This window comes from Marinococcus salis (assembly GCF_054971365.1).
Window position 1 is genome coordinate 96,863 of sequence record NZ_JBQOJB010000001.1, and the last position, 25,994, is coordinate 122,856.

Consider the following 25,994-nt stretch of genomic DNA (forward strand, 5'->3'; position numbering starts at 1 on the left):
TTGTCCCCCACCATATCCCCCATCACTGCTGCAAATACTTATGTCTGGTAACATGTTTTATTATGCAGGGAGCTGACGGTTTTTTCAAACGAAGCTAGAAGCCGGTTTGGCCTTTATTTTCGCTGGCAGGTCGGGCAATAGTAACAGCGCCTCGAGCCAGCAGTAAAGCGGATGATTTCTGAGCCGTCCACCCGGCATGGCTGGCCGCCGCGGTTAAAGACCCAGTGCCGGTACTCGCTGTATGTTTTCCCTTCGGCCTTTGCCCCTTCAACAACTGTCTCATCGGTCGTTACTCCTTTGTATTTATAGGAGCGGTTCATTAATAAAAGAAGTGCTTCTGCCACCTGGCGGACCTGTCCCTCACTTAAATCCGCCGGCCGCTGCTCTGGATAAATGCCGGCAGCAAACAGTATTTCACTGCGCAGGTAATTACCAATGCCACCGATAAAGTGCTGATCGAGTAAAAGCGACGTGAAGCGCCGGTTTCGAAACTTTTTATCCAGGCTGCGTGCTGCAATCATATCCACCGTTACCTGCTCGCTGAGCGGATCCGGGCCGACCCGGGAGACGAACGGATGATCTTCAATTTCTTCTGTCGGCATGATTTCCACATCCGAAGCGCTGTATAACAGAGCGGACTGCTTCTCATTATGCAGGGCCAGCCGGAGCTTGCGGTTTGTTTTCGGGTAGGTGTAGCTGTTTTTAACATACCATCGTCCGTACAGCTGATTGTGGGAATAAATGGTATAGCCGCTGCTCAAATGAATGAGCATCGCCTTTCCTTTTGTGGCCACTTTATTTACTTTTGACCCAGACAGCAGGTTTTCATAGGCTTTCAACCGGTCAAACGTCGTATACATTTCGATAACCGACCCCTTCTGCAGGGCTTTTTCCACTTTATCGGCTTCCCGCCGTATCTCTGGTCCTTCGGGCATATCGCTCTTCTCTCCTATTCTTTTTTATCTTTACGTCCCATGCGCGACATCGTCTGGCCGCGGGACTGTGATTCGGCTTCCGGCTCCCCGCCGCCCGCCAGTTCCGGCTTCAAGCCACTCGTGTGCAGACCTGCAATCTGGCGGAGGCCCGCCTGGATCATCGTTAAAATCAAATACCAGGCCACTGCGATCAAAACCAGCTGTACCAGTCGGCTGTCCGGAAAGAAAGCGAGCGGCATGTCCCATACTGCATGAAGAAGCACCGGTATAATAAAGATTTTTAAAAACTGTCTGTCCGTCACATGCTCTCTCCGGAGCGGGGCATCCCGCTTCACGAGCAGCAAAGCTGCGCCGATAATAGCTCCCCACACCACATGCCCGCCAATCGACAGCCATCCGCGTTCAAAAATGACGTCAATCATTACGCCGGTTCCGTACTGCAGGCCGAAATTAAGCGCATAGCCGGCGGATTCAAAGGCAGCGAAGCCAGCTCCGACAGCTGCACCGATCAGCAAGCCATTCAGAATATATATTACCTGTGTTTTTTTTATTAGATACGCGATAATAATCAGTTTCCCTATCTCTTCCACAACGCCAATAACGATGGCGCTGAAGAACCCAATTTCACCGATGGGAATAAACGAATACAAAATCAGCGTGACGAAGATTGACGCTACCCCGCCGACGAAAAACATCTGCAGCACGCGAAGCATGCTGATGTTTCTCGGGGCATTCAGTTCATAAAAAAATACAACGAGCGCAAACGGGGCAGCGAATGAACCAATCGCGACCATGCCCGGAATCGTCAAAACATTGCCGAAAAACAGCGTACATGCATAAAGAATCAGGTATGTTATCACTAGCACCAGGAATACACGCGAAAACAGCCATGGTTTTGGCCACGAAAGCGGAATTTCCTGCTCATTCGGTGTCGTCAGAGATGTGCCGGAAATAAATACCAGCTCTGCTTCGTCCCTCGTGTGCCGTTTAAAAACGCTGGAAAACAGGTTTTTTAAATGAAAATCAGCCGCCCCTTCTTCCCCCACGTATTGATTAATCCGGGTTGAAGCCCGGATGAAAGCACTTCTCGCCTGGTCGCCCGGGTGATCTTCATCTTCTATAAGCGCTTCGACGAGTATAGTACGGCTGAGCGGAAGCCAACGGCCGCCGGTAGCTTCTGACCACACAAGCGTTTTAGCCCCAATCTGTCTTTCATCAATTAACGCCCGCATCTGCGCACTCGACAGCGGGCCATGCTCTTTTTCTTCCTGTCTGTAGTACCAGTAATCCATAGACTCCCCTCCTGCTTTTCCTTCTCCAGCTACTTTCATTTTACCCGAATGATAGCAATCATAAGCCCTGTCTATCACAAACCAGGTATCGCAGCCCACCACTAGATTAAAAAAAGCCAGCCTGTTTTTTTACAGCGCCAGCTTATCTCTACACCATTTTATTAGGTAGCGACTCCGGAAGCGCATACCTGTACATATATACCGGGTCCTCATGACGATCCAGTACGTCCAGCAGCCCTGACGGCGGGTCCGCGTAAATTCCCGGATAGTCAATTTCTCCTTTCTCGTCGTTCACTTCAAAAGCCAGCTGTTCTTTAGCGGTGAAAAATTGAGCATTGATGCCCGCCTTGTTACCTCTTGCATCCAGCCGTACCCATTTGTCCCAGCCCACAAGCCAGACCGCATTTAATGCATGAATGCAATATCCGTCTTCGGGTTTTTCAAAAAGCATCAACCGCTGATAGCAAAAACCACATGGGATTCCTTCCGGCCGTAGAAGGGCTGCCAGAAGATGAGATTTTGCCCAACAGATCCCTTCCTGATGCTCCAGAACTTCAGAAGCTCTCCGGGTCACTGTTTTCCCCCGAATATCCCAGGAGTGCCCAATGCTATCCCGAACGAATGTAAAAGCCGCTTTCACCTTCTCTTCTTCATTCATCTTCGGCAAGAACAGTTTTTCTCTGGTCTGTTGAGCTATTTCTGATTCATAATCGATATCGTGCGTTTCCCGCAAAAAAATTTTCATTAGACCGCCTCTCTCTTTTTTGTATAATTATACTTTATTTGTTATTAAAATACAAAAAGAACAGGCATTTGCCTGCTCTTCTCTATACTTTATAAATCTTTTGTCCACTGTGGCACCGGCTTTTCGTTTATCGCTTCTTCTTCGGTGAAGCTCTGCTTCATGCCTTCCTGCACATATGGCTCATGCCTAGCTATCCAGTATTTCATCAGGACAGTATAAAGCAGCAGCGCCGGCAGCCCGCCGATAAACCAGGAGCCGTCAATATTAATAAAGGAAACGGCGGTACCAACACCGATGGAAATAATTGCAGCCGGATTCCATCCTTTAAACGCCTGGAAAAGTTTATTCTTCTCGTAAAGCGCCGCCACATTGTAATTCCTTTTATGCACGAAAAAGAAGTCTGCAATCATTACACCGAACACCGGTCCCAAAAATGCGGAAACGATCGCAATAAACGTGGTGAAATAAGCAGCATTCATCAGCCACCACGGGCATGTAAAGGTAGCTAATATACCGATAATGATGCATGACTTTGCCCATGAAATTTTGAATAGGTCCATGGCCACAAGCGCGGGTGGCATAATGTTGGCCATCAAATTCGTCGTCACCTGGGCAATCGCAATGAAGACCAATACGATAATGCTTGCAGCAGTAGAAGGGATGTACTCAGAAATGACATCAATCGGGTTCCAGATGCCAACCGCTGCCGCTCCGAGCATACCGATAAACGGAAGCAGAATACTCGGCGGCACCATACCAATAATATGGGCATTAATATAGGTAGATGTCTTCGTTCTTTTTGGCACATACCTCGTATAATCCGACACATTGATTAAAAGCGCCGCAAATTGGCCAACCAGCACAGTCATCGCAAGCCAGAGCGGAATGCCCCAGGATCCGTCCACGTTTGCGGCTGCCTGCACCTCGAACCCAAACGTCGTTAAAAACAGAAAAATTAAGTAGATGATACCTCCCATAATAATCACAGAGCCAACGATCTCCACCCATTTAATGGATTCAATCCCTTTAGCCGAAAGAAAAATCTGCAGGGCCTGAAAGCCGAAAAACCATACCCATACATTTTCAAATCCTATAAAGCTCGAGGCAATTTGATTTAACGCCTGCGCCCCAAGCCAAGTCTGTATACCGAACCAGAACAAAGCCGGAATGCTCCGTAAAAGCGCAGGAATTCTTGAGCCTATCGGTCCGAAGGACGAACGAAGCTGAACAACCATCGGAATACCGTGCTTCCAGCCTACATATCCATTTAATGAAAATAGCAGAGCAGCCATAATATTTGCGAGAAGCAGCGCCGCTCCCGCCTGGTAAAGGTTGAGATCACCAAAGGGCGGGATCAGGCTCGACCCGAGCATAAACGTTCCGATCATGATTGTATCGCCCCACCACATTGCAACATATGCTTTTGGACCGAGAATTCTTTCCTTTTCATTGGTAATTGGCCGCAAATCCTGTCGTGCCTGCATTGTTTTCCCTCCTAATTAAAAACGAACATTTATTATTTGTTTCATTAGTTCATTCGTTAAATGATTAATTATATTGTATCGGAGGGAAACATTCTGAATCATTGTTCATTATCACACAAATTTATTATTTTCTCTGCGCATCATCGCTAAAAATAGATTATTTATATCATTTAATATGTATATTTTCTTACACTACCAAAATAAAAATGCAATTGCAGGAATCCTAAATATCTCTCCCGCCACCCTCTTTCATGCGTGTTTGCTCTAACTCATGATACAATCAAACGAGCGAACTAGGCCTTCCACCGGCCTGCATGAAGGAGGTTCTTTTTTTGAAATTAATTATCGGCATGACCGGTGCTACGGGCGCCATTTTCGGCATCCGGCTGCTCGAAATACTAAAATCCACCGACATTGAAACCCATCTAATTTTATCTTCCTGGGCCAAGGCCACTATTCCACTTGAAACAGCGTACACGTCAGCCCAGGTGGAAGAGCTGGCGGACGTTTCGTATTCCTCGAAGGACCAGGCAGCCCGTATATCCAGCGGCTCTTTCCGTACGGAAGGCATGATCATCGCGCCGTGCAGCATGAAAACGACCGCCTCCATCCGTCACGGACTCGCGGATAACCTTATTGCCCGCGCTGCCGATGTCGTTTTAAAAGAGCGAAAGCAGCTGCTTCTAATGACGAGAGAAACACCGCTTAATACTATTCACCTTGAGAATATGCTGGCCCTTTCCAGGCTTGGGGTGACCATTGCCCCGCCGATGCCTGCTTTTTACAATCATCCAGCAGACATTGACGAGCTTGTCGACCATATTGCCTACCGTACGCTCGATCAATTTGGCATTCATATGGACGAAGCTGAACGATGGGAAGGCATGTCTTCTTCGAAACACAAATAGAAGCGGACGCCCGGTCAACAGGCGCCCGCTTCTTCTTCTGAATTCGTTTCTCTTTGGACATTATCAGACCAGCCACTCCCCTTTCATCACAGTCACAGCCCGGCCCCCTATGTGGCAGCGACTGCGGTGCATTTCCACCTTTACCACGCCCTCCCGTGTACTCGCCTGTCTGGCAGTAAAGTGCTGCTTCGCCATCCGCTTCGCCCAGTAAGGCCCCAGGGCGCAGTGCGCCGAACCCGTGACAGGATCTTCATCCACGCCAATTGCCGGAAAGAAACAACGTGACACAAAATCGATGCCTTCCTCTTCCGATAAAGAAGTAACTATGCATCCGCGCGTGGTATGCTGCGCCAATGCTTTCATGTCCGGCACGAGGCTTCGAAGCGTCTGCTCGGAATCCACCTCTACGATAACATCCATGCGGTTTTGCTCCACCGAAGGCGCTTCCACCCCAAGGGCCTCGAGCAGTCCTTCCTGTAAAGGCGCAGGTTCGGGAGGCTCTGATGGAAAGTCGAGCCAGATCGTTTTTTCCTTTTTAAACGCCGTCAGCGGCCCGCTTGCACTATGGAAAGTAACGGTTTCAGCGTCCGGCACTTTCATCTCTTCCCACAGCACATGCGCCGAAGCCAGTGTCGCATGGCCGCATAAATCTACTTCCGCGGATGGGGTAAACCAGCGTATTTCATATTCCTGCTCTCTCTTTTTCATCAAAAAGGCTGTCTCAGACAAATTCATTTCTGCGGCTGTCTGCTGCATCCATGCCGCGGATTTCTGATCTGGTTCTTCCAACAGGCAAACGCCTGCCGGATTTCCATAAAAAGCCTCACTCGTAAAAGCGTCCACTGTGTATATCTTCATATTTTTTCTCCTTGTCTCTGTTATTCTGCCTGCATTGTAGCACAGCCTAATAAAAGAGGCACTGAACTCGCCAGAGTCCGTGCCTGTCCAATAAATTATGCCTGCTTTGCTTTTTTGTTTTTTACTGCACTAAGGATGAAAGGTACGCTGATCGATAAAATAATCATAATAATCAGCACAACACTAATCGGCGAAGAAAAAAATACAGAAGCACTGCCGTCGGAGACAATTAAACTTTTGCGGAAATTCTGTTCCATATCGTGTCCGACAATCAATGCCAGAATTAAAGGAGCGATTGGAAAGCGAAGTAGTTTAAACGCCAGTCCGAGCACGCCGAAGGCCAACAGGATGTAAAAATCGATCGTGCTGTAGCTGAGTGTATAGGCACCAATAAAGCCAAGCATCAATATTAATGGATATAAAATGTTAGACGGTGTATCAAGCACTTTAATTAAAAGTCCTACTAATAAAATGTTAATGACCACTAAAAACAAGTTTCCGATAAACATACTGTTGATCAGCGTCCAAATAGTGGTCGGCTCACTTTCAAACAGCAGCGGTCCCGGTTGAATGCCAAGCATCACTAGAGCCCCCAGCAATACCGCTGTTGTGCCGGAGCCGGGGATACCCATACTCAGCAGTGGAATCAAGGCCCCGACAGAAGCACTGTTGTTCGCTGATTCCGGCGCAGCTACTCCTTCCGCTGTTCCCTGGCCAAACCGTTCCGGGGTCCGGGACAGCTGACGCTCCGTAGTATAGCCGAGCATCGAGGCAATAGAGCCTCCGGCGCCAGGCAGCACCCCAACTATAAAGCCTAGCGGCGCGCTGCGAAAAATAGGCAGCTTCGATGCGTTCCATTGCTCTCTTGTAAACCATAAGCTTTCGACTTTGTTTTTCTTTTCCGGCGGACGGTTTATCGCGATAAAGTTATACAATACTTCTCCCACCGCATAGATTCCGATGATAACGATCAAAAAATCAATGCCTTCTGCCAATTGCGGCAGCCCCATCGTAAACCGGTAAACACTGCTTTGGGCATCCACACCGATCGTACTCAGCACCAGTCCGAACAGCATGGAAATAAACCCTTTCAGCATATCTCCACGGGACAAAGACACAATCGCTGAAAGTGTGAAAAGCATTAGTAAAAAGTATTCTGCCGGGCCAAAGCGTATGGCAAAATCAGCCAGAGGCCCTGCCAGGAACGTAAAGCCTATGACCGCTACAGTGCCTCCAACCAGGGAGGCTATCGTAGCTATGGCTAACGCCTGTCCAGCCTGGCCTTTTTTTGCCATCGGATAGCCGTCAAATGAAGCAGCAATTGCCGATGCGTCGCCGGGCGTGTTCAACAGAATGGAGCTTCTCGATCCCCCGTACATTGCTCCGTAATAAATGGCTATTAATAAAATCATGGCGCTGATTGGCTCCATGCCAAACGTCACCGGTATCAGGACAGCTACCCCTGTGGCAGGCCCCAATCCGGGGAGCATCCCTACAATCGTGCCAAGAAGCCCTCCTAAAAAAACAAAAAGTAAGTTAAGGGGGGTTATTGCATTCATTAAGCCATCTATAAAATATCCATAATCCATATTTATTCCCCCTAGTTGTTATGGCAGGCTGATATTCAGCAATTCAGCAAAAATGTACCAGGACATAAACGTGAAAATAATTGTCGTTAATACGTTGATCAGCCACTTGGATTTGCCGTTAATAATGAACATCAGTACACCCAAATACAGTAACGTAGCGATGATGTAACCAACAAAATCGAATATAAGCGCATACACTACTCCAAATATAAGTGTCCCGCCAATAATATACGGAGTCCGTCCTTTAGCGACTGCCCTGATGTCTTCATCCTCTTTATGCTCCTCATGGCGTTCCCGGTAGGAGCGGATGAAATAAAAAACACTCAATAGAAGAAGCAATGCAGATGCACCCATCGGAAAATAATGTGGTCCGAAAGCATTTCCCAGGCTGGCCTGGGGTAAATTAAATGTTGCGATGATAAATCCTACCGCCGTTAGTATAAATACTGCCGGCAGCGATAATTTAACCACTGTCATAGGAAGCACCCCTTTCTACTCTGTCAGACCAGCATTCGTCAGCAGCTCTTGATAAGTTTGTTCCTGTTCGTCCATAAATTGTTCTGTTTCTTCCGCGTTCATGTAGTAATCGTCCCACTGGTTGTTTTCAAGAATAGTCTGCCATTCCTCCGTCTCGACCATTTGCTGGAGACGCTCGTCCCAATAGGCAATCTCCTCCTCAGTCATATCAGGCGGCCCCATCACGCCGCGCCAGTGAGGGAAGACCAGGTCCACGCCCTGCTCTTTGAAAGTCGGCACCTCCGGCAGCTCCTCCAGGCGCTCCTCCGAAGAGACTCCTACAATGTCCAGCCGGTCGGCCTTGTATTGCTCACTTGCTTCCGATACAGACATCGTGGCAACGTCAATATGCCCGCCAAGCAGGGCTGTGACCACTTCGCCACCGCTTTCATAAACGAGAAAATCAAGCTTGGATGGATCGATTCCGTATTCCTGTGCTGCCTGAATAAATGAAAGATGGTCATCATTGCCGAGTCCCGGCGCCACGCCTATTTTTAGCGATTCCGGATCTTTTTTCAGCTGTTCCATGACAGCTTCTAAGTTGTCATAGTCTGAGTCCGGCCCAACCGCGATGGACTGCCATTCGGTGGCTAAAATCGCAAGCGGGGTAAAATCTTCGTGGGACAATTCACTTAATCCGAGTTCATTGTTTGTAAATAAGAGGCTTGAATTGACCGCAAGAGTGTTGCTATCCCTGTTTTTTAAATATTGAAATCCTACTTCGCCACCGCCACCGGGTTTGTTCACAACATTAATATCAGATTCCACCAGTTCATTATTGTTCAGCGCTCTCTGCATCGATCTCGCAGTTAGATCCCATCCGCCTCCGGGAGTGGCTGGAGCCACAAATTCAATCAAATCCGGCGGATAGTCGCTCTCTTCTCCCTGAGACTGCTCTGCGGAACAGCCGCCAATAAAAGCAATGGATAATAACAACAGTATTATTCGTTTCAATGAGTCCCCTCCTCACACTTTTGTTTATATTATTCATCATCTTAAAGATTTTTCTGTAAATTGTAATCGTTTTCAAAATTATTCGTTTTTAATTTTTTTCGTGTATTTTGTTTATTTTGTGCACAAAAAAAGAGTTCGTCCATGAACTCTTTTTAAACTTCATAATAATGCCGTTCCGGACGCCCCACTATGCCATATTCCAATCGTGCTTCTGCGTCTCCTTCAGAAATCATAAATTCCAGGTACCTTCTCGCCGTGGTTCTCGAAGCACCTATTCTGTTGGCCGCCTGTTCTGCAGTAAGTCCTCCTCCAGCCTCGTGTAAAACCTTTTCAATTCTTTCCAGTGTTAAATAATCAATACCGGTGGGAAGTTTTCGTTTATCTGCCGCGGGTTTCATTGCAGAAGATTGCGCCATGTAATCATCGATGAACTGCTGATCCACATTTTCTACGGAATCCAGCACCGCTCTTTTCGATAAGTATTCCTTCATGGTCTGTTCAAATTTTTCGATGGTTACCGGCTTGATTAAATAATTCACGATGCCCCCGCGCAGAGACTTCTCAAGGTATGCCCGGTCTGTGGCTGCAGTAATAATGATAATGTCCATTTCTGGATAATAATGGCGGATATCTTCAAGCAAATGTATTCCCATACTATCTGGCAGATATATGTCCAGCAACAGCACGTCAGCCGCTCTATCCCGGAGCAGTGCCCACATCTCCTTCGCATTGAGGGCATGACCGGCGGATTCGAGGCCGTCGATACTTTCCAAGTATTTTTCATGCAGCATACCGATACGGTAATCATCCTCTACAATTAATGCCTTACGCATCGCGTAACTCCTCCTTTTCTATTTCTTTTGGAATAAACACACTTATTACAGTGCCTTCCTCCAGATTTGAATACACTTCAATCGTCCCGCCCAGTTCATCGACTTCATTTTTGACGTTTGTCATACCATAACCGCGGCCCTCTCCTTTCGAAGATGTGCCCTGTTGAAAAAGCTCTGTCTGCAGGTACCCGGGCATTCCCGGCCCGTTATCCTTTATCTCCATCACAATATCCTTTCCAATATCGGTGACAAAAAAACTTACTTCCCGTGTGGTCTGGCCATTTACAGCCTCCATCGCATTATCAATTAAATTCCCTGCAATAATAATTAATGAAGTCAGCGTCACGTGCTCAGGCATTGCTTCCAAAGAAGATTCGGGATCAACGGTAAAACCGGTTTTCTTTTCCGAGGCCGCGGCGGCTTTTCCAAGGAGCACAGCCTGAAGCTTTTCATCCTTTATTTGGTCTACTACCATTTTCGTGTGTTTTTGCTGTATTTTAGACTCTTCTCTAAGCATTTGCTCAGCTTCAGTGTAATAACCCAGCTGCAAAAGACCCATTAACGCATAGAGCTTATTCGTAAATTCATGGGACTGGGCACGCAGGTCATCAGAATACTTTTTCACATCAGAGAACGCCTCTATCATCTGCTTCATGTCCGTTTTGTCCCTAAAGGTAAACACCCTTCCAATTCTGTTTCCATATTGGGCTATTGGGCTTTCGTTTACAATTAAGGTTTTCGAGGTAGTTATTATTTCCTCATTTCGAATCACTTCATCCCCCTCCAGCAGGTTCTTTTTCCGGGGTGATGAAAACACTTCGTCAATCAAAAGTCCTTCCTGATTTTTTGGGAGCTGAAGAAGCTCTTCGGCAGCCCGATTAACCATCGTTATCCGGCCGCTATTGTCTACAGCAATAATTCCTTCCTGCACGGAGCTGATAATAGCCGCCCGATCACGGTACAGTTCAGCAATCTGGTAAGGCTCGAGCCCAAGTGTATCTGAACGGATACTCCGTGAAAGCCAGACGGTACCTGCCGCTCCAATCATCAGAACAATCAAGGAGATCATAGCTGTCCGGCCTGTCTGCCGCCACACATCTGCCCGGATAGCAGCTATGGAATATTCAACAACTGCCGCCCCTTCCACGGAGGTATAATCCCCGTAATCAACCGAAACAGGCGCATGGCTCCGTATTATTCCTTCCTGATCCTTATCCGCTTCCCTTACATAGCTCCCTCCGAATACCAGGGCCGTATAGGCGTCCCGGGCATCAGGATTCAGATCTTCTCCACCACCTGCAATAATTTCGCTGTTCCTGTTAATTATGTACACACGGTCAGCATTTACCTGCGTGCGTATCTGCTCACTGATAACATCCGCTTCCTGCCCTTCCCCGTTTTCAAAGGCCTCTTCTACTGCAGGAAAGCCCGCCACGGAACGGCTTGTTTGCAGAGCCAGCTGTCTTGCGTCATTTGTTTCCTGGCGAAGCTCATTCCATGCATAGACGCTGTTCGCCAGAACAATTACCAGCAACAAAAGCAAAAAGACCAGAACTCCAATTTTTGTCTGCAGCTTATATTTTTTCCGGTTCAACGTGCCCCTTCTTTCATAATTGGTTTCTCCAAGCTTAGAATATCTTTTATCCTATCATAGAAAAACATGTATTTAGGAAACAAGGATTACTTTCCCTTTTCATAGGGAATGGGGTATCACACATACTTCCTGCCCCGGTAGTTGTGACTAGAAGCAGAAAGGAGAGAACAAGTAGATGAAATGGACGTGGAAAAAAAATAATTCTCTGCCCTTTCAGGACGTTTTCGGCCCGGTTGAATCGACTATCACGCATGTGACTTATGATTCCCGAAAAGTTCAGGAAAACGGCTGCTTTGTCTCGATACCGGGCAAAAATATGGATGGGCATACTTTCATTCCACATGCTGTTCGTAATGGCGCATCCACCATCGTAGGAAGCGACCGCGAAACATTAACCCGATACGCTGCTTTGTTTCCGGCTGTCACATTTGTGCTGGTTGAAGACAGCAAAACAGCGATGGCTGACTATGCAGCGCATCTGCATCATTACGTTCACAAAAAAATGAACCTTTTCGGGGTAACAGGGACCAACGGAAAAACTACTGTTACCGCTTATATACGGTCAATGCTGAATAATTTAGGAGAGCCTTCGGGCATTATAGGTACAGCTGGAGTATGGTCTAAAAGCGATAAGTACCCGTTTAAGCCTACCACCCCGACTACGCCGGAAGCGGCAGACCTTCATGATATTTTTGCTTCCTTTTACGATGAAGGAACAAGAACGGTAGCAATGGAGGCTACTTCTATTGCCATCGATTTAAAGCGCCTGCATGGACTTGAATTTGAGGTAGGCGTGCATACCAATCTCGTGTCTGAGCATATGGAATTTCACGGCACAATGGAAAATTATAAACGGGCAAAATTAAAATTGTTTGAGCAGTCCCGCCAGGCTGTAGTAAATCTTGATGATGACGGCATGGCACGGGACATTCTGGACATGTTCGACGGGCCAGTCTGGACATACGGCATCCGGTGCTCCGCAGACATTATGGCAAGCAACATCCGCACGGATGCAAGAGGTTCGAGCTTCCTGCTGACCGTGCAGGGACGCTCTTACTTAGCAAGAGCGCCGGTATTTGGCGAATATAATATCTCCAATATTCTTGCTGCAGTAGGCTCATGTCTTGCTGCCGGCTATCCAATTTCTGAAATTCTATATTCTCTCCCGGATATTCAGGGCGCCGAAGGACGCTTTCAGATAGTGTCTGAGTATCTAGGAAAGCAGATCATTCTCGATTACGCCCATACGCCTGACGCATTAGAACTGGTCGTAGACACGGTTAAAAATCTTCCGCACAATCGGCTGATCCTGATGATCACCGGTATTGGTCTCCGCGATCCGGCTAAACGGCCGAAAATGGCGGCGGTGGTAGAAGGAAAAGCGGATCATATCGTCGTTTCCGTCGATCACCCCGGTCCGTATAACCGGCAGCGGATCGTTGATGACGTTGCTTCAGGCTTCCAGAACCCCAGAGCAGAAAATGTATACAAAAGAAAGCACCGGGAGGACGGCATTTATACAGCACTCTCCCTGGCTGAATCCGGTGACCTGGTGGTCATTACCGGCCTGGGGTTTGGCGGCTACCAGGTGATCAAAGACCAGCATGTGCCCTATGATGAACTCGAAGTAATTGATTCTTATTTTCAGGAAAACCGGCAGCTATCATAAATATTTTTAAAAAGGCCCGGGCCAGGAGAGCTTATCGTTCTCCTGGGCTTTTCGCTATATTATAAAATTAAGAGAAAAGCATTCGTGTCTTCCCAAACATTTCGTTAATAATGTTCTCGAAAGACTTCCCTGGATTAAAATTTTATCTTTCGGGGAACACCCGTAATATGAATATGTAAAGGAGGCTTTTCATGGATTATCAAATTACTGCTGTCCATATAGGCGGCAGCCGGGAAAAAGAAGAGCATATTACGCATATACAGCTGGTCGATGGCACCGAAGAAACAATCGAAAAAGCGATTGCAAGCATTGATGAAGGCAAAGATTATTATTACCGCGTAGATGGCGGAGACAAGGTGCGCGTGGATACGGTCCATCCGGAAGACCCAGACTCGCCGGCTTATCTGCGGACTCATCCAGATCAATCAACGACTGACAATCTATTAAAGCTCCCGACATTTGAACCGACTTATACCCCGTAAAAGCAGTAAAGCAGCGTACCTTCCGTAAAAGGTACGCTGCTTTTTATAATTCTTGCTTAAATGGATAAAGCCCCTCTGCTTCAGCTTCAGAAGCATAGTTGTCTAAAATTTCTTCAAGCACATCTTCACTATCTTTTCCTGCCGCATCAATGCCGAGCACTTCAGCAGCATGCATAATTTCTTTTACCCGCACATCAGCCATCATCTGCGCTACATCCTCCGTTACCTCTACACGGTAAGCAGCGGCTTTTTCTTTCCATTCCGACAGAAGCACTTCATCAATAATCGTCTGTTCGTCTTTATTTTTGGTAGCGATGCCGTAATGCTCTGCTTTTTTCATTAAATTGTTTTCCCGAATATCTGTGCCCAGCCGTTCGATTCCCATTTCACTTTTTTGTGCCGATACATTGGCCGGCAGTACCACGCTCGACAATATACAAGCGGTGATTATGGCGTACATCCATTTTTTCATCAATTCAACCTCTTTTTTATACATAGAGTGTAATCTTCCTATATCGTATAAAGAGAAGATGTCAGGAAAAAGTCAAACAAAAGTTTTACATCGCATCCGTTTGTTTTTCGTGACCGCCGTCTTTGTCTGATGCGTCCTGCGGCAGCTCAAATACAAACACTGTTTCTTCCGGGCGGCTCGACTGCAGATACAGATCACCGCCGAGCCCCTGGGCGATTAATTTGCTGAAAGGAAGCCCGAGCCCCAGACCGTGCACGCTGTATTTTTTGTTTTCGCCCCGGTAGAAGCGCTCGAACACCAGCAGCTGCTCCTCCTCATCAATGCCAATCCCGCTGTCTATGACTTCAATGGCTACCATATGCTCATCTTTTTCTCTGCATTGAATCGTTAAAGTCCCTTCTTTATTCATTGCCTGATTTGCGTTATTTAAAAGATTAACCATAATCTGCTGAAAGCGCATCGGATCGGTATAAACCGCATGCGTCTGCTCTCCGTAAAGCTTTTGAATAACCAGCCGGTCCGTGTCATTTGAAATCGACCATTGGTGAATAACTTCATTTAACAGCGACTCCAGCGTCAGCGGCTGCATGTCTGTCGGCACGCCCTGGGAGGAAAAGGTGTTAAATTCCAGCAGGTCAGCGATCATGTTGCGCATTCTGCCCGTTTCAGCCAGCGTCACGCTCAGGAATTCCTTTGCCTCATCGCCCGTCACTACGTCATCTTTGACTGCCTGGACCATCCCACTGATGGACGTAACCGGTGTTTTTAACTCGTGCGTGACACCAGCAAGCAGCTCAGTCCGCATGCTCTCGAGCTGCCCCAGTCTCGTAGTCATATCATTAAAGCCAGTAACCAGTTCATCGACTTCCCGTTCCTTTGCTTCAGTATCGATGCGTATGGCGTATTTTTCTTCCTTCACGCGCTGAAAGGCTTCGGCAATCTGCTTGATCGGACGCAGCATCCGCTTGGAAAGAATGTAAATCGTAAGCCATCCCAATATCGCCAGGCTCACAAGCAGGATGCCGACCAGCTGATACTGTCCGCCAACTTTAATTAATGAATCAGCCGGCTGGACAATGACCACCCACCCTTCAAACGAACCGTTATCGTTCTGGATACGTGATTTCACCAGATACTGTTCCAGACTCCCCTGCTGCACTTTCACCGTCTGGGGACCGGACTCGAGAAATGAATCCGGAAATACGACGGGATCCTGATAAAGAGAATTCCCAAACAACGAGTTGGAGACGATGTTTCCGTTGTTATCCACGACATAAACAAGCGGCTCTGTTTCAATATCAAAAGCCTGCTGGCGCTCGCGCACGTAGGCGGCAAGATCGGCATTTAAGCCAATTGAATTATCTTCCGCACCGGCCAGATCCTCCGAAATTTCATCTGCCAGAAAGGAGGTAACATTCAATCCCCGTTCAAGGTTGTAGGAGCGGAGCCAGAAAAATGAAATTAAACCAATGATAATTAAGCCAATACAAAGGGTGATAAAATAACGCGTTGTCCAGTAGCGGAGCAGCGATACTTTTTTGTCTTTATTCCTCTTTAACACTGAGCTGATACCCCACTCCCCGGAGCGTCCTGATCTCTCCTTCTTCGGTCGGCCAGTTTTTCAATGACCGGCGGATCCGTTTAATGGCCAAATCCACCGCGCGGTCACTCCCTTCGTAATCAATGCCCCATACGTGAGAGATCAACTGCTCCCGGTCAAAAAACTGATTCGGGTGATTGCTCAGAAAAATAAGCAGCGACAGGTCCCGAGGGGTCAGATCCAGCTGCAGGCCATTCAGCGTCACGGAATACGCTTTTTCATCAATGACCAGGCTCCCGAACCGTTTAAGATAATGTTCTTCCTCGGAAGGGGAAGCAGTTCTGCCGCTGCGCCGGAGCACCGCCTGCACACGGGCGACAACCTCATCGCCTTCAAATGGCTTTGGAATGTAGTCATCTGCCCCGCCGTCAAAACCCTTTAAGCGGTAGTCCACGTCCCCGAGCGCGGTCAGCATAATACACGGACAGTCACTCGTGTTCTGGATATGTTCAAGCACCGCCCATCCGTCCCGGCCCGGAAGCATGACGTCAATTAAGGCCAAGTCAAACGCCCCCTGGTCGAACGCTTCTACAGCTTCATTTCCTTCATATATTTGAGTCACTTCAAAGCCCGCCTTCTGAAGGTAGACCCGAAGCACCTGGCTAATCGATGTTTCATCTTCAATGACAAGAATCGAGCTCATATACGCTCTCTCCTTTCTCTATGTACTTTCATTATAAATCAACGAGCCACAGGAAAAAACGAGTATTCCCTGCAGGCCGGTATAAAAAAAAGCCCTCGCGGGGGAACGAGGGCGTACAGCTATATGAATCTAGGGGGTAATTCCATGAAGAGTGCACTACCCGAGTGAGTGCAGCTCTTAAGCCGAGTAATAAAACCCAGCTAAAACACAATTGGATGGTTTGCGTAGAGCCTTCGTATCCACATAGCTTTCGGCTTCTTCCCCAGTTACAGGACGATCAATCGTTGTTCTAGGGGGGTCAACATATTTAAAGTCCTGGCAACCAGCAAACTGCATATCCTCATCTTTTCTTCATGCGTGCCAGTTATCTGTTGCACTTTTCCTTTCGACAATGCAGCAAATACAGGGCGGAAGAAAACGGTGATTCGATGCCGTTTACGTGGCAACTGTATCAGAAGCCGGCTTTCACTCCGCTTTCTAAGGAAGTTGGTCATGGTGCGGCGCGGAAGTGTTTTAAGCCGTGGCGGCCTCTACATTTATTACTATAAGTGGTTTGTGTGTCAGCAAAATGTCAAAAGAAAATTTTTATAAAAAAAGTGGAGGCATGCTTTATGGAAGTCCGGCTCAGGCATCTTCGCCGAACTGACTCTCCTTCGGAGAGCCCCAACCGGCTGGCGTAAGCCTGAGGGAAGTCGTCGCCAGACGATGACATCAGGATGAAGCCAACGGCTTGAACGGCTGCATGCCGAAACTGGATTCGAAAAACGATTATTCTTATGACCACCAGTCATAACGCTGAACGGACCACAGTCGGTAACATTCGAAGCTGGACAGTTAAAAAAGTGGAGGCATGCTTTATGGAAGTCCGGCTCAGGCATCTTCGCCGAACTCACTCTCCTTCGGAGAACCTAGTCCTTCTACTTTTTATAGTACAAATACATAGTCAGAGGGGCAAACACAAGCACTAATAGAAATGAACCTACGAACACCCAACCGACCTCGGCAAAGGCGGGGTCTCCGCCCATAAATCCGCGGACAGCCACGACAAGAAACGATACCGGGTTGTTCTCCACAATCGGCTGAAGCCAGCTCGGCATTGTATCGGGATCTACAAACACATTACTGATAAAAGTTAACGGAAACAAAACCATCATGCTTGCTCCCATCAGTGATTTTTCCGACCTCATCACGAGGCCAAGCGTCGTCCAAATCCAGGAAATGCTGAAAGCAAATACGAGCAGTATGCCTACGCCCAGCAGAACACCGACCAGCCCGCCCTCCGGCCGGAAGCCAAGGATAAAGCCGAGCGTAAGCATAATCGCAGACGCAATCGAATACCTCACAAGATCCACGAGCAGCGCCCCGACAAGAACGGATGGCCTCCAGACCGGCAGGGTCCGGAAACGGTCGAATATACCTTTGGTAATATCGTTGTTTAATTCGATGCCTGTGTACATCGTAATGCTAACGACGGTCAATACCAGCACTCCCGGCAGCACAAACTGCAGATAGGCTTCCGTCGATCCGGCAAGGGCCCCGCCAAATAAATAGGTGAACATAAGCAGGAAGATAATTGGAAAAGCAGTAATATCAAACAGCTGCTCGGGCACATATTTGATTTTCAGAAGCATTCTGCCGCCAAAGGTCAGTGACGCCGAGACCGGGCCTGCGTTTTTTGGACGTTCACTGGTCGAAACTGCGGCACGGAGAGCATCCTGCTGGTTAAAAGGAACCTGTTTTTTATTCATCCTTCCGCCTCCACTTCTTCCTCTTCGGCTGAGCGTCCAGTCAGCGTAAGAAATACTTCATCCAGGCTCGGTTTGCCTACGGAAAAATCCGAAACAGCGACACCGGCTTTATTTAATTCATCGAGTATTTGTACTGCCAGGCTGTTCTCTGCAACCTGGGCCGTCAATCCCGATCCGTTAAAGGAATAATCCACAGCTGTCCCAAGCTTCTGCTGCAACAGTTGAGCAGCGAGCGACCGCTGCCCGGGATCCTGAAGACGGACATGCAGCTTACCCACCCCTACTGACGCCTTTAGTTCGCCGCTTGTGCCCTCTGCAATTACCTTCCCCTGATCAACTACTGCGATCCGGTCTGCCAGCTGGTCTGCTTCATCTAAATACTGGGTCGTTAAAAGTACCGTGGTGCCTGTGTCCACAAGCATCCGTATAATATCCCAAACCTGATTGCGGCTTCTTGGATCAAGGCCTGTCGTTGGCTCGTCTAAAAATAGCAGATCCGGCGTTACGACAATACTTGCAGCAATGTCTATGCGGCGCTGCATCCCGCCGGAATATTGCTTTACCTGCTTTTTCGCTGCTTCTTCAAGCCCGAAAGCCCGGAGCAGCTCGTACGCCCTTGCTTTTGCCTGCGCTCGTGTAAAACCCATCAGCCGCCCGATTAAATGAAGGTTTTCCATACCGGATAAATCCTTATCCACGGAAGCAAACTGTCCGGTCATACTGATTCGCTTGCGAATGTGCGCTGCCCCTCCCACTACGTCGTAACCGAATACCTCTGCCCGGCCCCCGCTTGGCTGAAGAAGCGTTGCAAGCACCCGGATGACTGTCGTTTTCCCTGCCCCGTTCGGGCCGAGTACGCCGTACACTGTTCCAGCCGGCACCTTCAAATCGACACCGTCTAATGCCCGCGTGGTTCCAAACGTTTTCACCAAGCCTTTGACTACTACAGCCATTCGGAGCTCACCGGCTTTATTATCCATTACTGTCTCCTCCTTATTTGTTATCTGCAGGCTCTCTCCTTTCTTATTATCATAGCACTGCCCCCCTGCCCGGACTTCTTTTCGATTGCTATAAAAACATATGTTCGCATTTTTTTGTCATGGATGTTTTTCCAAAAACGTTCCTACGGCTTTGTTCCTGCTTTCTGCCTTAGTGCCAACCCAAACCAGGCATCCTCCCGTTTTCTGTATCTTCACTATATCCTATAATAAAATAGGCTGCCGCAGGCATTTCCGCTGAAGCCGGCAAAAGTTTACACAGGAATTTTCATGAAACAATTACGCAGGAATTGCAAAGCACCCGTCTCTTTGTCATATTAAACAAGAGAGACATAACTACAAACGGAGGCTGACTATGGATCAATTTATCTTTTTTCAACCAATTTTTCAGGAACGTATCTGGGGCGGAGATAAATTACATACCCAGTTTCACTACGATATCCCCTCATCTTCGACCGGCGAAGCCTGGGTATTTGCCGCCCATCAAAATGGTTCAAGTGTCGTAGCAAACGGCTCCTATGCGGGTAAAACACTCATGGATCTCTGGCAGGACAAAAGGGAGTGGTTCGGTTCACTTAAAGGCGACCGTTTCCCGTTGCTAACAAAAATCCTTGATGCGGCTACGGATCTCTCGGTGCAGGTGCATCCTGATAACCAGTACGCCGCCGCTAACGAAAACGGCGAATACGGAAAGACCGAGTGTTGGTACGTGATTGACTGCAATGAAGATGCCGAGCTTATACTCGGCCACAATGCCGACAGCCGCTCGGAGGCCACCGAACTCATCGCCGCCGGCGAATGGGAAGCTTTTTTACGGAAGGTCCCGGTAAAACCCGGTGATTTTGTTTATGTACCAAGTGGCACGATGCATGCCATTGGCGAAAGCGTGCTAATTCTGGAAACCCAGCAGAACTCAGATGTCACTTACCGCGTCTATGACTATGACCGGACCGACAGTGAAGGAAACAAGCGGGATCTTCATCTGCAGCAGGCGCTCGACGTTACGCAGTTTCCTCACGAAGATGCCAAGGTGGAGCCTTCCATGGAATCTGACGGTGAGGCAGAAGTCACCACATTTGTGGAAGAAGACTACTTTTCCGTTTACAAATGGGATGTACACGGTACAGCTTCCTTCACGTGCGAAGCACCATTTCTGCTCTGCAGCGTCATTGAGGGCAGTGGTACAGTCGATAACCTGGTCGACAACGCGCCCATCCAAAAAGGTGATCATTTTCTCGTCCCGAATCACGTGACCGACTTTACGATTGACGGCAATGTAACCTGCATCGTCTCCCATCCGAATGCTTCGCTTCAATCCTGATAAGTACAAAAAACCACCTTCTGCGTGCCGGAAGGTGGTTTTGTTATAATGGAAAAAACAAAGATTGGCGGCGATACCATGAACGTATTCCCTCTACTGTATACTCCGATCATGCAGCCGGTGGAAAAGCATTTCCTCCATGCGCTCCGGCAGAAGCATCTTCCGTCCCTGAACGGCCACGTCCTCGAAATCGGATCCGGCCCCGGCGCAAGTTTTCCTTACTACCGGGCAGCCACCAAAGTAACAGCCATTGAGCCAAATGACCGGATGCGCCTGCTGTCTCTCCCTGCGCAGCTACACGCACACGTCTCGATTCGCACGCTCGGCGCTTCGGCTGAACGACTGCCTTTCGAGGACAACTCCTTTGACAGCGTCGTCTGTACGCTCGTGCTCTGCTCTGTGGAAGATCCGGTCCGGGTGCTGCAGGAATTGAAGCGAGTATGTAAACCTGGCGCCACAGCCTACTTTCTTGAGCACGTCCAGATGGCCCATCCTGCTGTAGCCCGGCTGCAGCGCAGTATAACACCGGTATGGAAGCATTTTTGCGACGGCTGCCATCTTGATCGTCCCACGCGTTCGTATATTGAGCAGGCTGGATGGAGCATTACCCACACGGATGCTTATTTGCAAGGGTTCCTGCTTTCCATGCAGGCCGGCCTCCCTTCAGGACCGTCATCCTAAAAACAACATGCCGTATATGATAGCAAAAACAATAACCAATGCGGGGTGCAGCTTCGTTTTTTCAAGCAGCAGGTAGCTTGCCACAAGCATCCCGGCTGTCTGCCAGCCGCCAGCACCATTCCAGGCGCTGGTGAAAAACTGCAGCGTTAAAATACCCAGCAGCACACCGATGACCGGGCGGACATAGGCAGTGAGCCGTTTTACCTTTGGCGAGTTCCGGTATTTGTACAAAAAGCCCATAAGCACCACCATTAAAATTAGCGAGGGAGCGACAGTGGCGAACAGGCCGGCAGCGAGCCCCGGCCACCCCGCGACTTCATACCCGATGTAGCCGGCCATTTTTGTGGCAATCGGCCCGGGCAGGGCGTTACTGATAGCCAGTACTTCACTGAATTCACTCACACTCATCCATTCGTACCGATTCACCACCTCGTGCTGAATAAGTGGAATAGACGCCGGTCCGCCCCCGTAGCCAAGAATGCCTGGAATAAAAAATGCCATAAAAACCTCTAAGTAAATCATGCGGAGGCATCCTCCTCTCGTTTAGCAGCATCCTTCTGCATGAGCGCGGCAATCAGAAGCACGGCGATGATGATCGCCGGATGCACACCGAAGACTCCCAGTACTACAGCGGCTCCGATAATAAAAAGAATCGTTTTTCCCCAGCCCAGGTCACTTCCGGATTTTTTAATAAATCCCCACGTCAGTACTCCCATCAGCACCGTCACCACCGGGAGCACTCCGTTGGCGAGTCCGTTTACCCACGAGGAATCGCGGTACTGCGACAAAATGCTGAAAAACAAAATCATTAACAGCGCGGTGGGAGCAACGATTGCTGTCGCTCCGTTCAGCGCCCCGAGAACGCCGCCCCGGCTGTAGCCGATATAACCGGCAAGCTTGGTGACGATCGGCCCCGGGAGCGTATTGGCAATCGCAAGCGTATCGCCGAATTCTTCAGCACTCATCCATCCGTAGTGCTCCACCACTTCTTTTTGTACAAGCGGAATCGACGCCGGTCCCCCTCCGTAGCCAAAAATACCGACCCGGAAAAAGGCCAGAAAAATTTTCCACTGCATCTCTTTCCACCTCTTCTCTCTTTATTACCAGGCAGCTATGCTGCCGTCTGTGCGTGATTCACTGCCCCCACAGAGGACTCCGGTTTCCGGGTCTCTCCAAATAATCTGGCCGCGGCCAAAGCTTGAAGACTCTGTTTCTATTTTTACCGTATGGCCTTTCCGGCTCAGCGCCTGGGCGGTCGCCGCAGAAAACTCAGGCTCCACGGTGATCAGGGTTTCCCGCTTCCACTGCCACCGCGGAGCGTCCAGGGCAGCCTGCGGATGAAGACCGAAATCAATGGTATTCATGATCATTTGCATGTGGCCCTGGGGCTGCATGAATTCCCCCATGACTCCAAACGGGCCAACAGCTTCGCTTCCTTTCGTCAAAAAGCCGGGAATGATGGTATGATACGGCCGCTTGCCGGGCATCAGCCCATTGGCATGCTTTTCATCCATGGAAAAATTATGCGCCCGGTTGTGCAGAGCGATACCGGTCCCCGGCACGACCATCCCCGAGCCGAACCCCATGTAATTGCTTTGGATAAACGATACCATATTGCCTTCCCCATCTGCGGTCGCGAGGTACACCGTCCCGCCGCTGTATGGGTCCCCTGCTTCAGGAACCTTCGCTTCGTCTCCAATTTCACTTCGCCGGGCATCTCCGTAAGTATCTGCAAGCAGCTCTTCAGTAGTCCGGGACATGGCCTCCGGCTGGGCAACGTATTTCTTCCCATCCACAAACGCAAGCTTCATCGCCTCCATCTGATGGTGAAAAGTATTGATGCTGTCGCGCTCCTGAAAGTTATATCCTTTTAAGATGTTCAAGGCCATTAAAGCAACAATGCCCTGGCCGTTCGGCGGCATTTCCCAAACGTCATAGCCTTTGTAATGAACCGAAATCGGCTCCACCCATTCCGGCTTGTACAACGCCAGGTCCTTGGAGCGCAGATAGCCGCCCTGTTCTTTCAGGTAAGCGTCCATTTTTTTCGCCAGGTCCCCGCGGTAAAAAGATTCTGCCTTTGTGTCAGCAATTTCCTTTAACGTGGATGCATGCTCACTGGAGCTCCACAGCTCCCCTGCCTTTGGAGTGCGTCCTTCCGGGGCGAATATCCGGCTCCAGTCGGCAAATACAGTTGGATCAAGCTCCTCTTCCAGCGTTTGAAAGGCAGAATTCCACAGCGTGGCGAGTGTAGAAGCCACCGGGTAGCCTTCCTCAGCGTAAGCAACAGCCGGGGCGATTAACTCAGAAAAGGGAAGCCTGCCAAATGCCCGTGACAGCTCCGCCCATGCGGCCGGCGCCCCTGGCACGGTAATAGGTACCGGGCCCCGTTTTGGCATTTCATCGTAGCCGTCTTTATACATTCCGTCGATGGAAAGTGCCTCCGGCGCATAGCCGCTGGCATTCAGGCCGTGAAGCTCACCATCCATCCAGACAAGCGCGAAAGCGTCGCCGCCGATGCCATTAGATGTCGGCTCGAGCACGGTCAGGCTAGCTGCCACAGCAACGGCCGCATCCACAGCATTGCCTCCTTTTTTTAGAATGTCGAGCCCCACCTGGGAAGCGAGCGGCTGCGAGGTGGCAATCATGCCTTTTTTGCCGTACGTTGGTGTGCGATAGGATGCGTAAGGATGATGGTGCGGATCAAATGAAATCATAGTAATCGCTCCCTTTTATGAATCAATGTTTTGAAGATGACGGGCAACTCGCTGGACAAATGACAGCAGCCGGCGGTCATCGTGCTGATTGGCTACAATCGAAATGGAGATGGGGGCTTTTCCCGGCCGTTCCACTGGAATCGTAACCTGCGGAAGCCCGCCAATACCGGCAATACAAGTCAGCTGCATTGTGCGCTTCCGCACTTCCTGGATCTCGTTCTCCCCGGCCTGAATTTTCGGTGCCGGCCCGGGGACAGTCGGGATGACCATCACAGTGTCCTGCCCGAGCCGCTGCTGTACTTCGTTCTGCATTTCCTGCCGTTTTGCAAATATATGGAGATAGTCCTCCCGCCGGGTGCCGGCGGCAAACGCGAAACGCTCCCGCACACCGGGCCCAAAGGCCGGCTGGTGCTTATGGATCCACTCCCGGTGCGTTTCCCCAACCTCTACTGCCTGCTGCAGCCGGAATACCTCAGCCCATTCGGCGAGCGAATCTTCAGCCAGCTTGTTTTCATTCAACGTTTCTGCCTGGGCCTGCACTGCGGAAAATACTTTTCCAAGCGCCTGCTTGTATTCATCAGCGTATTCTGCCCACGCTTCTTCCTCCCACCAGACAGTCCGGTACGGCGTTTCTGTGTCCCCTGATGGCAGCAGCGCGTTTCCAATCTGCTGTAAAGCATCAGCGTCCCTGCTCATCCAGCCGATCGTATCAAAGCTTGGAGCGAGCGGCACGACGCCCTCCATCGATACGGATCCATGTGTCGGACGGATGCCGTAAAGGCCACAGTAGGCCGAGGGGACACGCACTGATCCTCCTGTATCAGTTCCAACCGCAAAATTAACGCTGCCGGATGCTGCCGCTGAGGCTGATCCGCTCGAGGAACCGCCTGGAATTGCCTCCGGGTCTGCCGGATTGACCGGCATGCCGTAATGGACATTGTCACCATGCAGACTGTACATTAATTCGTCGCTGATCGTTGTGCCGATAAGAGCCGCCCCGCTACGCAGCAGGCGTTCAATTGCCGGTGCAGTAAAAGGATTCTCCGGGTGGCTCTGAAGCCATTCTGGGTGGCCCGCGGATGTTTTCTGTCCGTAAATCGCGAATACGTCTTTAACTGCAAATGTATATCCAGAAAGAGTTCCGCCCATGGCGGGCTCGAGCCGAAGCTCCTTATTCATAAATGCTTCCTTGTTATTCATTTGCCGCATCCTCCTCGGAGATAGCCTGAATGATGGCTTCAGCTGTTTTTTCAGCGTGCTTCCCGTTTAGCTCCAAGAGCTCTTCACGTTTATTTTCCTGCAGCAGGGTCAGCATCTGCTTGTGTTCCTTTTGAGATGTATGAATGGAACGCACGTCCGACTCGATGTTTGTATAGATGTTCATATATGCCTCAATCCGGCTCCATACGTATTCGAGAGATTTCATCAGCGGCTCGGAGCGGGACGCTTCGTACCATACCTGATGAAACAAACGATTCTGCTTCCGCCACTTCACCGGCTCCAGGGCATACCGGTCCATTTCATCAATTCGTTCCTGCAGGCTGTGCAGGACGGCTTCATCTGCCTGCTCAAAGGCCCAGCCGACGGCCAGTTCCTCGAGTTTGTTACGGATAGCAAACAGCTCCCGGACTTCATTGGCAGACAGACGACTTACATAAAAGCTTCGTTTTTCTTCAAACAGAAAGCCCTCTGTTTTCAGCGTCGTAATTGCCTCGCGCACTGGCATTGTACTCACTCCGAAATCCTGGGCGATCTGGCGGATGGTTACCTTTTGTCCGGGTTTTCGCTCACCCTGAATAATCTGCTGCTTTAACAGCTTATATACTTCTGTACGTAATGTAGACACGTGCAAGGACGATAAATTCACGGCAATCGCTCCTTTGTGATCTGTGATCACAAACATTTTTTATAATTCTAGCAGAAAAATCATTTTCTGCAAACTAGTTTTTGGTTTACTT

Annotated in this window: 25 protein-coding genes; 5 read left to right on the forward strand and 20 right to left on the reverse strand. The window is 49.2% G+C overall.

Annotated elements, in window-relative coordinates; all coding sequences use genetic code 11:
* Positions 1-113: 113 nt before the first annotated feature.
* The 4 genes from nei to ACTTK6_RS00500 form a co-directional block, all read right to left on the reverse strand.
* Complete coding sequence (gene nei, locus ACTTK6_RS00485) at positions 114-935, reverse strand: endonuclease VIII (protein ID WP_094907555.1); 822 nt, start codon at positions 933-935, stop codon at positions 114-116.
* A gap of 14 nt (positions 936-949) precedes the next feature.
* Positions 950-2,227 (reverse strand): PrsW family glutamic-type intramembrane protease, encoded by a 1,278-nt coding sequence (locus ACTTK6_RS00490; protein WP_094907556.1) that lies wholly within the window; start codon positions 2,225-2,227, stop codon positions 950-952.
* A gap of 148 nt (positions 2,228-2,375) precedes the next feature.
* Complete coding sequence (locus ACTTK6_RS00495; RefSeq protein ID WP_094907557.1) at positions 2,376-2,972, reverse strand: transglutaminase-like domain-containing protein; 597 nt, start codon at positions 2,970-2,972, stop codon at positions 2,376-2,378.
* Between the two features lie 89 nt (positions 2,973-3,061).
* Positions 3,062-4,456: an NCS1 family transporter gene (locus ACTTK6_RS00500; RefSeq protein ID WP_094907558.1), complete on the reverse strand. Its 1,395-nt coding sequence runs from the start codon at positions 4,454-4,456 to the stop codon at positions 3,062-3,064.
* Positions 4,457-4,788: 332 nt separating this feature from the next.
* Between ACTTK6_RS00500 and ACTTK6_RS00505 the strand changes: the two genes are divergently transcribed.
* Entirely contained in the window at positions 4,789-5,364 is a 576-nt protein-coding gene (locus ACTTK6_RS00505) for a non-oxidative hydroxyarylic acid decarboxylases subunit B (protein ID WP_094907559.1), read from the forward strand.
* A gap of 63 nt (positions 5,365-5,427) precedes the next feature.
* On the opposite strand, the gene ACTTK6_RS00510 is transcribed toward ACTTK6_RS00505, so the two are convergent.
* From ACTTK6_RS00510 to ACTTK6_RS00535, 6 genes are all read right to left on the reverse strand, one after another.
* Positions 5,428-6,222, reverse strand: a complete 795-nt coding sequence (locus tag ACTTK6_RS00510; RefSeq protein ID WP_094907560.1) for a PhzF family phenazine biosynthesis protein — start codon at positions 6,220-6,222, stop codon at positions 5,428-5,430.
* A gap of 95 nt (positions 6,223-6,317) precedes the next feature.
* Entirely contained in the window at positions 6,318-7,811 is a 1,494-nt protein-coding gene (locus ACTTK6_RS00515; protein WP_079474888.1) for a tripartite tricarboxylate transporter permease, read from the reverse strand.
* Positions 7,812-7,829: 18 nt separating this feature from the next.
* Complete coding sequence (locus ACTTK6_RS00520; RefSeq protein ID WP_079474887.1) at positions 7,830-8,288, reverse strand: tripartite tricarboxylate transporter TctB family protein; 459 nt, start codon at positions 8,286-8,288, stop codon at positions 7,830-7,832.
* 15 nt (positions 8,289-8,303) lie between these two features.
* Positions 8,304-9,281: a tripartite tricarboxylate transporter substrate binding protein gene (locus tag ACTTK6_RS00525; protein ID WP_079474886.1), complete on the reverse strand. Its 978-nt coding sequence runs from the start codon at positions 9,279-9,281 to the stop codon at positions 8,304-8,306.
* Positions 9,282-9,433: 152 nt separating this feature from the next.
* Complete coding sequence (locus ACTTK6_RS00530; RefSeq protein WP_462832319.1) at positions 9,434-10,114, reverse strand: response regulator; 681 nt, start codon at positions 10,112-10,114, stop codon at positions 9,434-9,436.
* Positions 10,107-11,708, reverse strand: a complete 1,602-nt coding sequence (locus ACTTK6_RS00535; protein ID WP_462832320.1) for a sensor histidine kinase — start codon at positions 11,706-11,708, stop codon at positions 10,107-10,109. Before ACTTK6_RS00535 ends, ACTTK6_RS00530 begins: the two co-directional genes overlap by 8 nt.
* Before the next feature lie 175 nt (positions 11,709-11,883).
* Between ACTTK6_RS00535 and ACTTK6_RS00540 the strand changes: the two genes are divergently transcribed.
* Both ACTTK6_RS00540 and ACTTK6_RS00545 read left to right on the forward strand, forming a co-directional pair.
* Complete coding sequence (locus tag ACTTK6_RS00540; protein WP_462832321.1) at positions 11,884-13,377, forward strand: UDP-N-acetylmuramoyl-L-alanyl-D-glutamate--2,6-diaminopimelate ligase; 1,494 nt, start codon at positions 11,884-11,886, stop codon at positions 13,375-13,377.
* 191 nt (positions 13,378-13,568) lie between these two features.
* Positions 13,569-13,859, forward strand: coding sequence for a DUF3892 domain-containing protein (locus ACTTK6_RS00545; protein WP_462832322.1), 291 nt, complete (start codon positions 13,569-13,571; stop codon positions 13,857-13,859).
* 43 nt (positions 13,860-13,902) lie between these two features.
* On the opposite strand, the gene ACTTK6_RS00550 is transcribed toward ACTTK6_RS00545, so the two are convergent.
* The 5 genes from ACTTK6_RS00550 to ACTTK6_RS00570 form a co-directional block, all read right to left on the reverse strand.
* On the reverse strand, positions 13,903-14,331 hold the full coding sequence (locus tag ACTTK6_RS00550) for a hypothetical protein (RefSeq protein WP_462832323.1): 429 nt from the start codon (positions 14,329-14,331) through the stop codon (positions 13,903-13,905).
* A gap of 85 nt (positions 14,332-14,416) precedes the next feature.
* Positions 14,417-15,892, reverse strand: coding sequence for a HAMP domain-containing sensor histidine kinase (locus ACTTK6_RS00555; RefSeq protein ID WP_094907565.1), 1,476 nt, complete (start codon positions 15,890-15,892; stop codon positions 14,417-14,419).
* Complete coding sequence (locus ACTTK6_RS00560) at positions 15,876-16,574, reverse strand: response regulator transcription factor (protein ID WP_462832324.1); 699 nt, start codon at positions 16,572-16,574, stop codon at positions 15,876-15,878. The genes ACTTK6_RS00555 and ACTTK6_RS00560 overlap by 17 nt, the downstream gene beginning before the upstream one ends.
* A 917-nt stretch (positions 16,575-17,491) precedes the next feature.
* Positions 17,492-18,322, reverse strand: coding sequence for an ABC transporter permease (locus ACTTK6_RS00565; protein WP_094907566.1), 831 nt, complete (start codon positions 18,320-18,322; stop codon positions 17,492-17,494).
* The gene (locus ACTTK6_RS00570) at positions 18,319-19,302 is read right to left on the reverse strand and encodes an ATP-binding cassette domain-containing protein (protein ID WP_462832325.1); all 984 of its coding nucleotides are present in this window, start codon (positions 19,300-19,302) and stop codon (positions 18,319-18,321) included. The genes ACTTK6_RS00565 and ACTTK6_RS00570 overlap by 4 nt, the downstream gene beginning before the upstream one ends.
* 373 nt (positions 19,303-19,675) lie before the next feature.
* Between ACTTK6_RS00570 and manA the strand changes: the two genes are divergently transcribed.
* A complete protein-coding gene (manA, locus tag ACTTK6_RS00575) occupies positions 19,676-20,641 on the forward strand; it encodes a mannose-6-phosphate isomerase, class I (RefSeq protein WP_462832326.1) in 966 nt (321 codons plus the stop codon).
* A 48-nt stretch (positions 20,642-20,689) separates the two neighbouring features.
* The gene (locus tag ACTTK6_RS00580) at positions 20,690-21,322 is read left to right on the forward strand and encodes a class I SAM-dependent methyltransferase (RefSeq protein WP_462832327.1); all 633 of its coding nucleotides are present in this window, start codon (positions 20,690-20,692) and stop codon (positions 21,320-21,322) included.
* On the opposite strand, the gene ACTTK6_RS00585 is transcribed toward ACTTK6_RS00580, so the two are convergent.
* The 5 genes from ACTTK6_RS00585 to ACTTK6_RS00605 are packed head-to-tail and all read right to left on the reverse strand — an operon-like array spanning position 21,314 to position 25,903.
* On the reverse strand, positions 21,314-21,844 hold the full coding sequence (locus tag ACTTK6_RS00585) for a chromate transporter (RefSeq protein WP_462832328.1): 531 nt from the start codon (positions 21,842-21,844) through the stop codon (positions 21,314-21,316). The genes ACTTK6_RS00580 and ACTTK6_RS00585 overlap by 9 nt on opposite strands.
* Entirely contained in the window at positions 21,841-22,398 is a 558-nt protein-coding gene (locus ACTTK6_RS00590) for a chromate transporter (RefSeq protein WP_094907568.1), read from the reverse strand. The genes ACTTK6_RS00585 and ACTTK6_RS00590 overlap by 4 nt, the downstream gene beginning before the upstream one ends.
* A 24-nt stretch (positions 22,399-22,422) precedes the next feature.
* The gene (ggt, locus tag ACTTK6_RS00595) at positions 22,423-24,036 is read right to left on the reverse strand and encodes a gamma-glutamyltransferase (protein ID WP_462832329.1); all 1,614 of its coding nucleotides are present in this window, start codon (positions 24,034-24,036) and stop codon (positions 22,423-22,425) included.
* Between the two features lie 15 nt (positions 24,037-24,051).
* Complete coding sequence (locus ACTTK6_RS00600) at positions 24,052-25,236, reverse strand: amidase (RefSeq protein ID WP_462832330.1); 1,185 nt, start codon at positions 25,234-25,236, stop codon at positions 24,052-24,054.
* A complete protein-coding gene (locus tag ACTTK6_RS00605) occupies positions 25,229-25,903 on the reverse strand; it encodes a GntR family transcriptional regulator (RefSeq protein WP_462832331.1) in 675 nt (224 codons plus the stop codon). The genes ACTTK6_RS00600 and ACTTK6_RS00605 overlap by 8 nt, the downstream gene beginning before the upstream one ends.
* Positions 25,904-25,994: the final 91 nt, after the last annotated feature.

Coding starts and splice junctions, on each gene's coding strand:
- nei (WP_094907555.1), bottom strand. CDS start 935: ATGCCCGAAGGACCAGAGATACGGCGGGAAGCCGATAAAGTGGAAAAA.
- ACTTK6_RS00490 (WP_094907556.1), bottom strand. CDS start 2,227: ATGGATTACTGGTACTACAGACAGGAAGAAAAAGAGCATGGCCCGCTG.
- ACTTK6_RS00495 (WP_094907557.1), bottom strand. CDS start 2,972: ATGAAAATTTTTTTGCGGGAAACGCACGATATCGATTATGAATCAGAA.
- ACTTK6_RS00500 (WP_094907558.1), bottom strand. CDS start 4,456: ATGCAGGCACGACAGGATTTGCGGCCAATTACCAATGAAAAGGAAAGA.
- ACTTK6_RS00510 (WP_094907560.1), bottom strand. CDS start 6,222: ATGAAGATATACACAGTGGACGCTTTTACGAGTGAGGCTTTTTATGGA.
- ACTTK6_RS00515 (WP_079474888.1), bottom strand. CDS start 7,811: ATGGATTATGGATATTTTATAGATGGCTTAATGAATGCAATAACCCCC.
- ACTTK6_RS00520 (WP_079474887.1), bottom strand. CDS start 8,288: ATGACAGTGGTTAAATTATCGCTGCCGGCAGTATTTATACTAACGGCG.
- ACTTK6_RS00530 (WP_462832319.1), bottom strand. CDS start 10,114: ATGCGTAAGGCATTAATTGTAGAGGATGATTACCGTATCGGTATGCTG.
- ACTTK6_RS00540 (WP_462832321.1), top strand. CDS start 11,884: ATGAAATGGACGTGGAAAAAAAATAATTCTCTGCCCTTTCAGGACGTT.
- ACTTK6_RS00545 (WP_462832322.1), top strand. CDS start 13,569: ATGGATTATCAAATTACTGCTGTCCATATAGGCGGCAGCCGGGAAAAA.
- ACTTK6_RS00550 (WP_462832323.1), bottom strand. CDS start 14,331: ATGAAAAAATGGATGTACGCCATAATCACCGCTTGTATATTGTCGAGC.
- ACTTK6_RS00560 (WP_462832324.1), bottom strand. CDS start 16,574: ATGAGCTCGATTCTTGTCATTGAAGATGAAACATCGATTAGCCAGGTG.
- ACTTK6_RS00565 (WP_094907566.1), bottom strand. CDS start 18,322: ATGAATAAAAAACAGGTTCCTTTTAACCAGCAGGATGCTCTCCGTGCC.
- ACTTK6_RS00570 (WP_462832325.1), bottom strand. CDS start 19,302: ATGGATAATAAAGCCGGTGAGCTCCGAATGGCTGTAGTAGTCAAAGGC.
- manA (WP_462832326.1), top strand. CDS start 19,676: ATGGATCAATTTATCTTTTTTCAACCAATTTTTCAGGAACGTATCTGG.
- ACTTK6_RS00580 (WP_462832327.1), top strand. CDS start 20,690: ATGGAAAAAACAAAGATTGGCGGCGATACCATGAACGTATTCCCTCTA.
- ACTTK6_RS00585 (WP_462832328.1), bottom strand. CDS start 21,844: ATGATTTACTTAGAGGTTTTTATGGCATTTTTTATTCCAGGCATTCTT.
- ACTTK6_RS00590 (WP_094907568.1), bottom strand. CDS start 22,398: ATGCAGTGGAAAATTTTTCTGGCCTTTTTCCGGGTCGGTATTTTTGGC.
- ggt (WP_462832329.1), bottom strand. CDS start 24,036: ATGATTTCATTTGATCCGCACCATCATCCTTACGCATCCTATCGCACA.
- ACTTK6_RS00600 (WP_462832330.1), bottom strand. CDS start 25,236: ATGAATAACAAGGAAGCATTTATGAATAAGGAGCTTCGGCTCGAGCCC.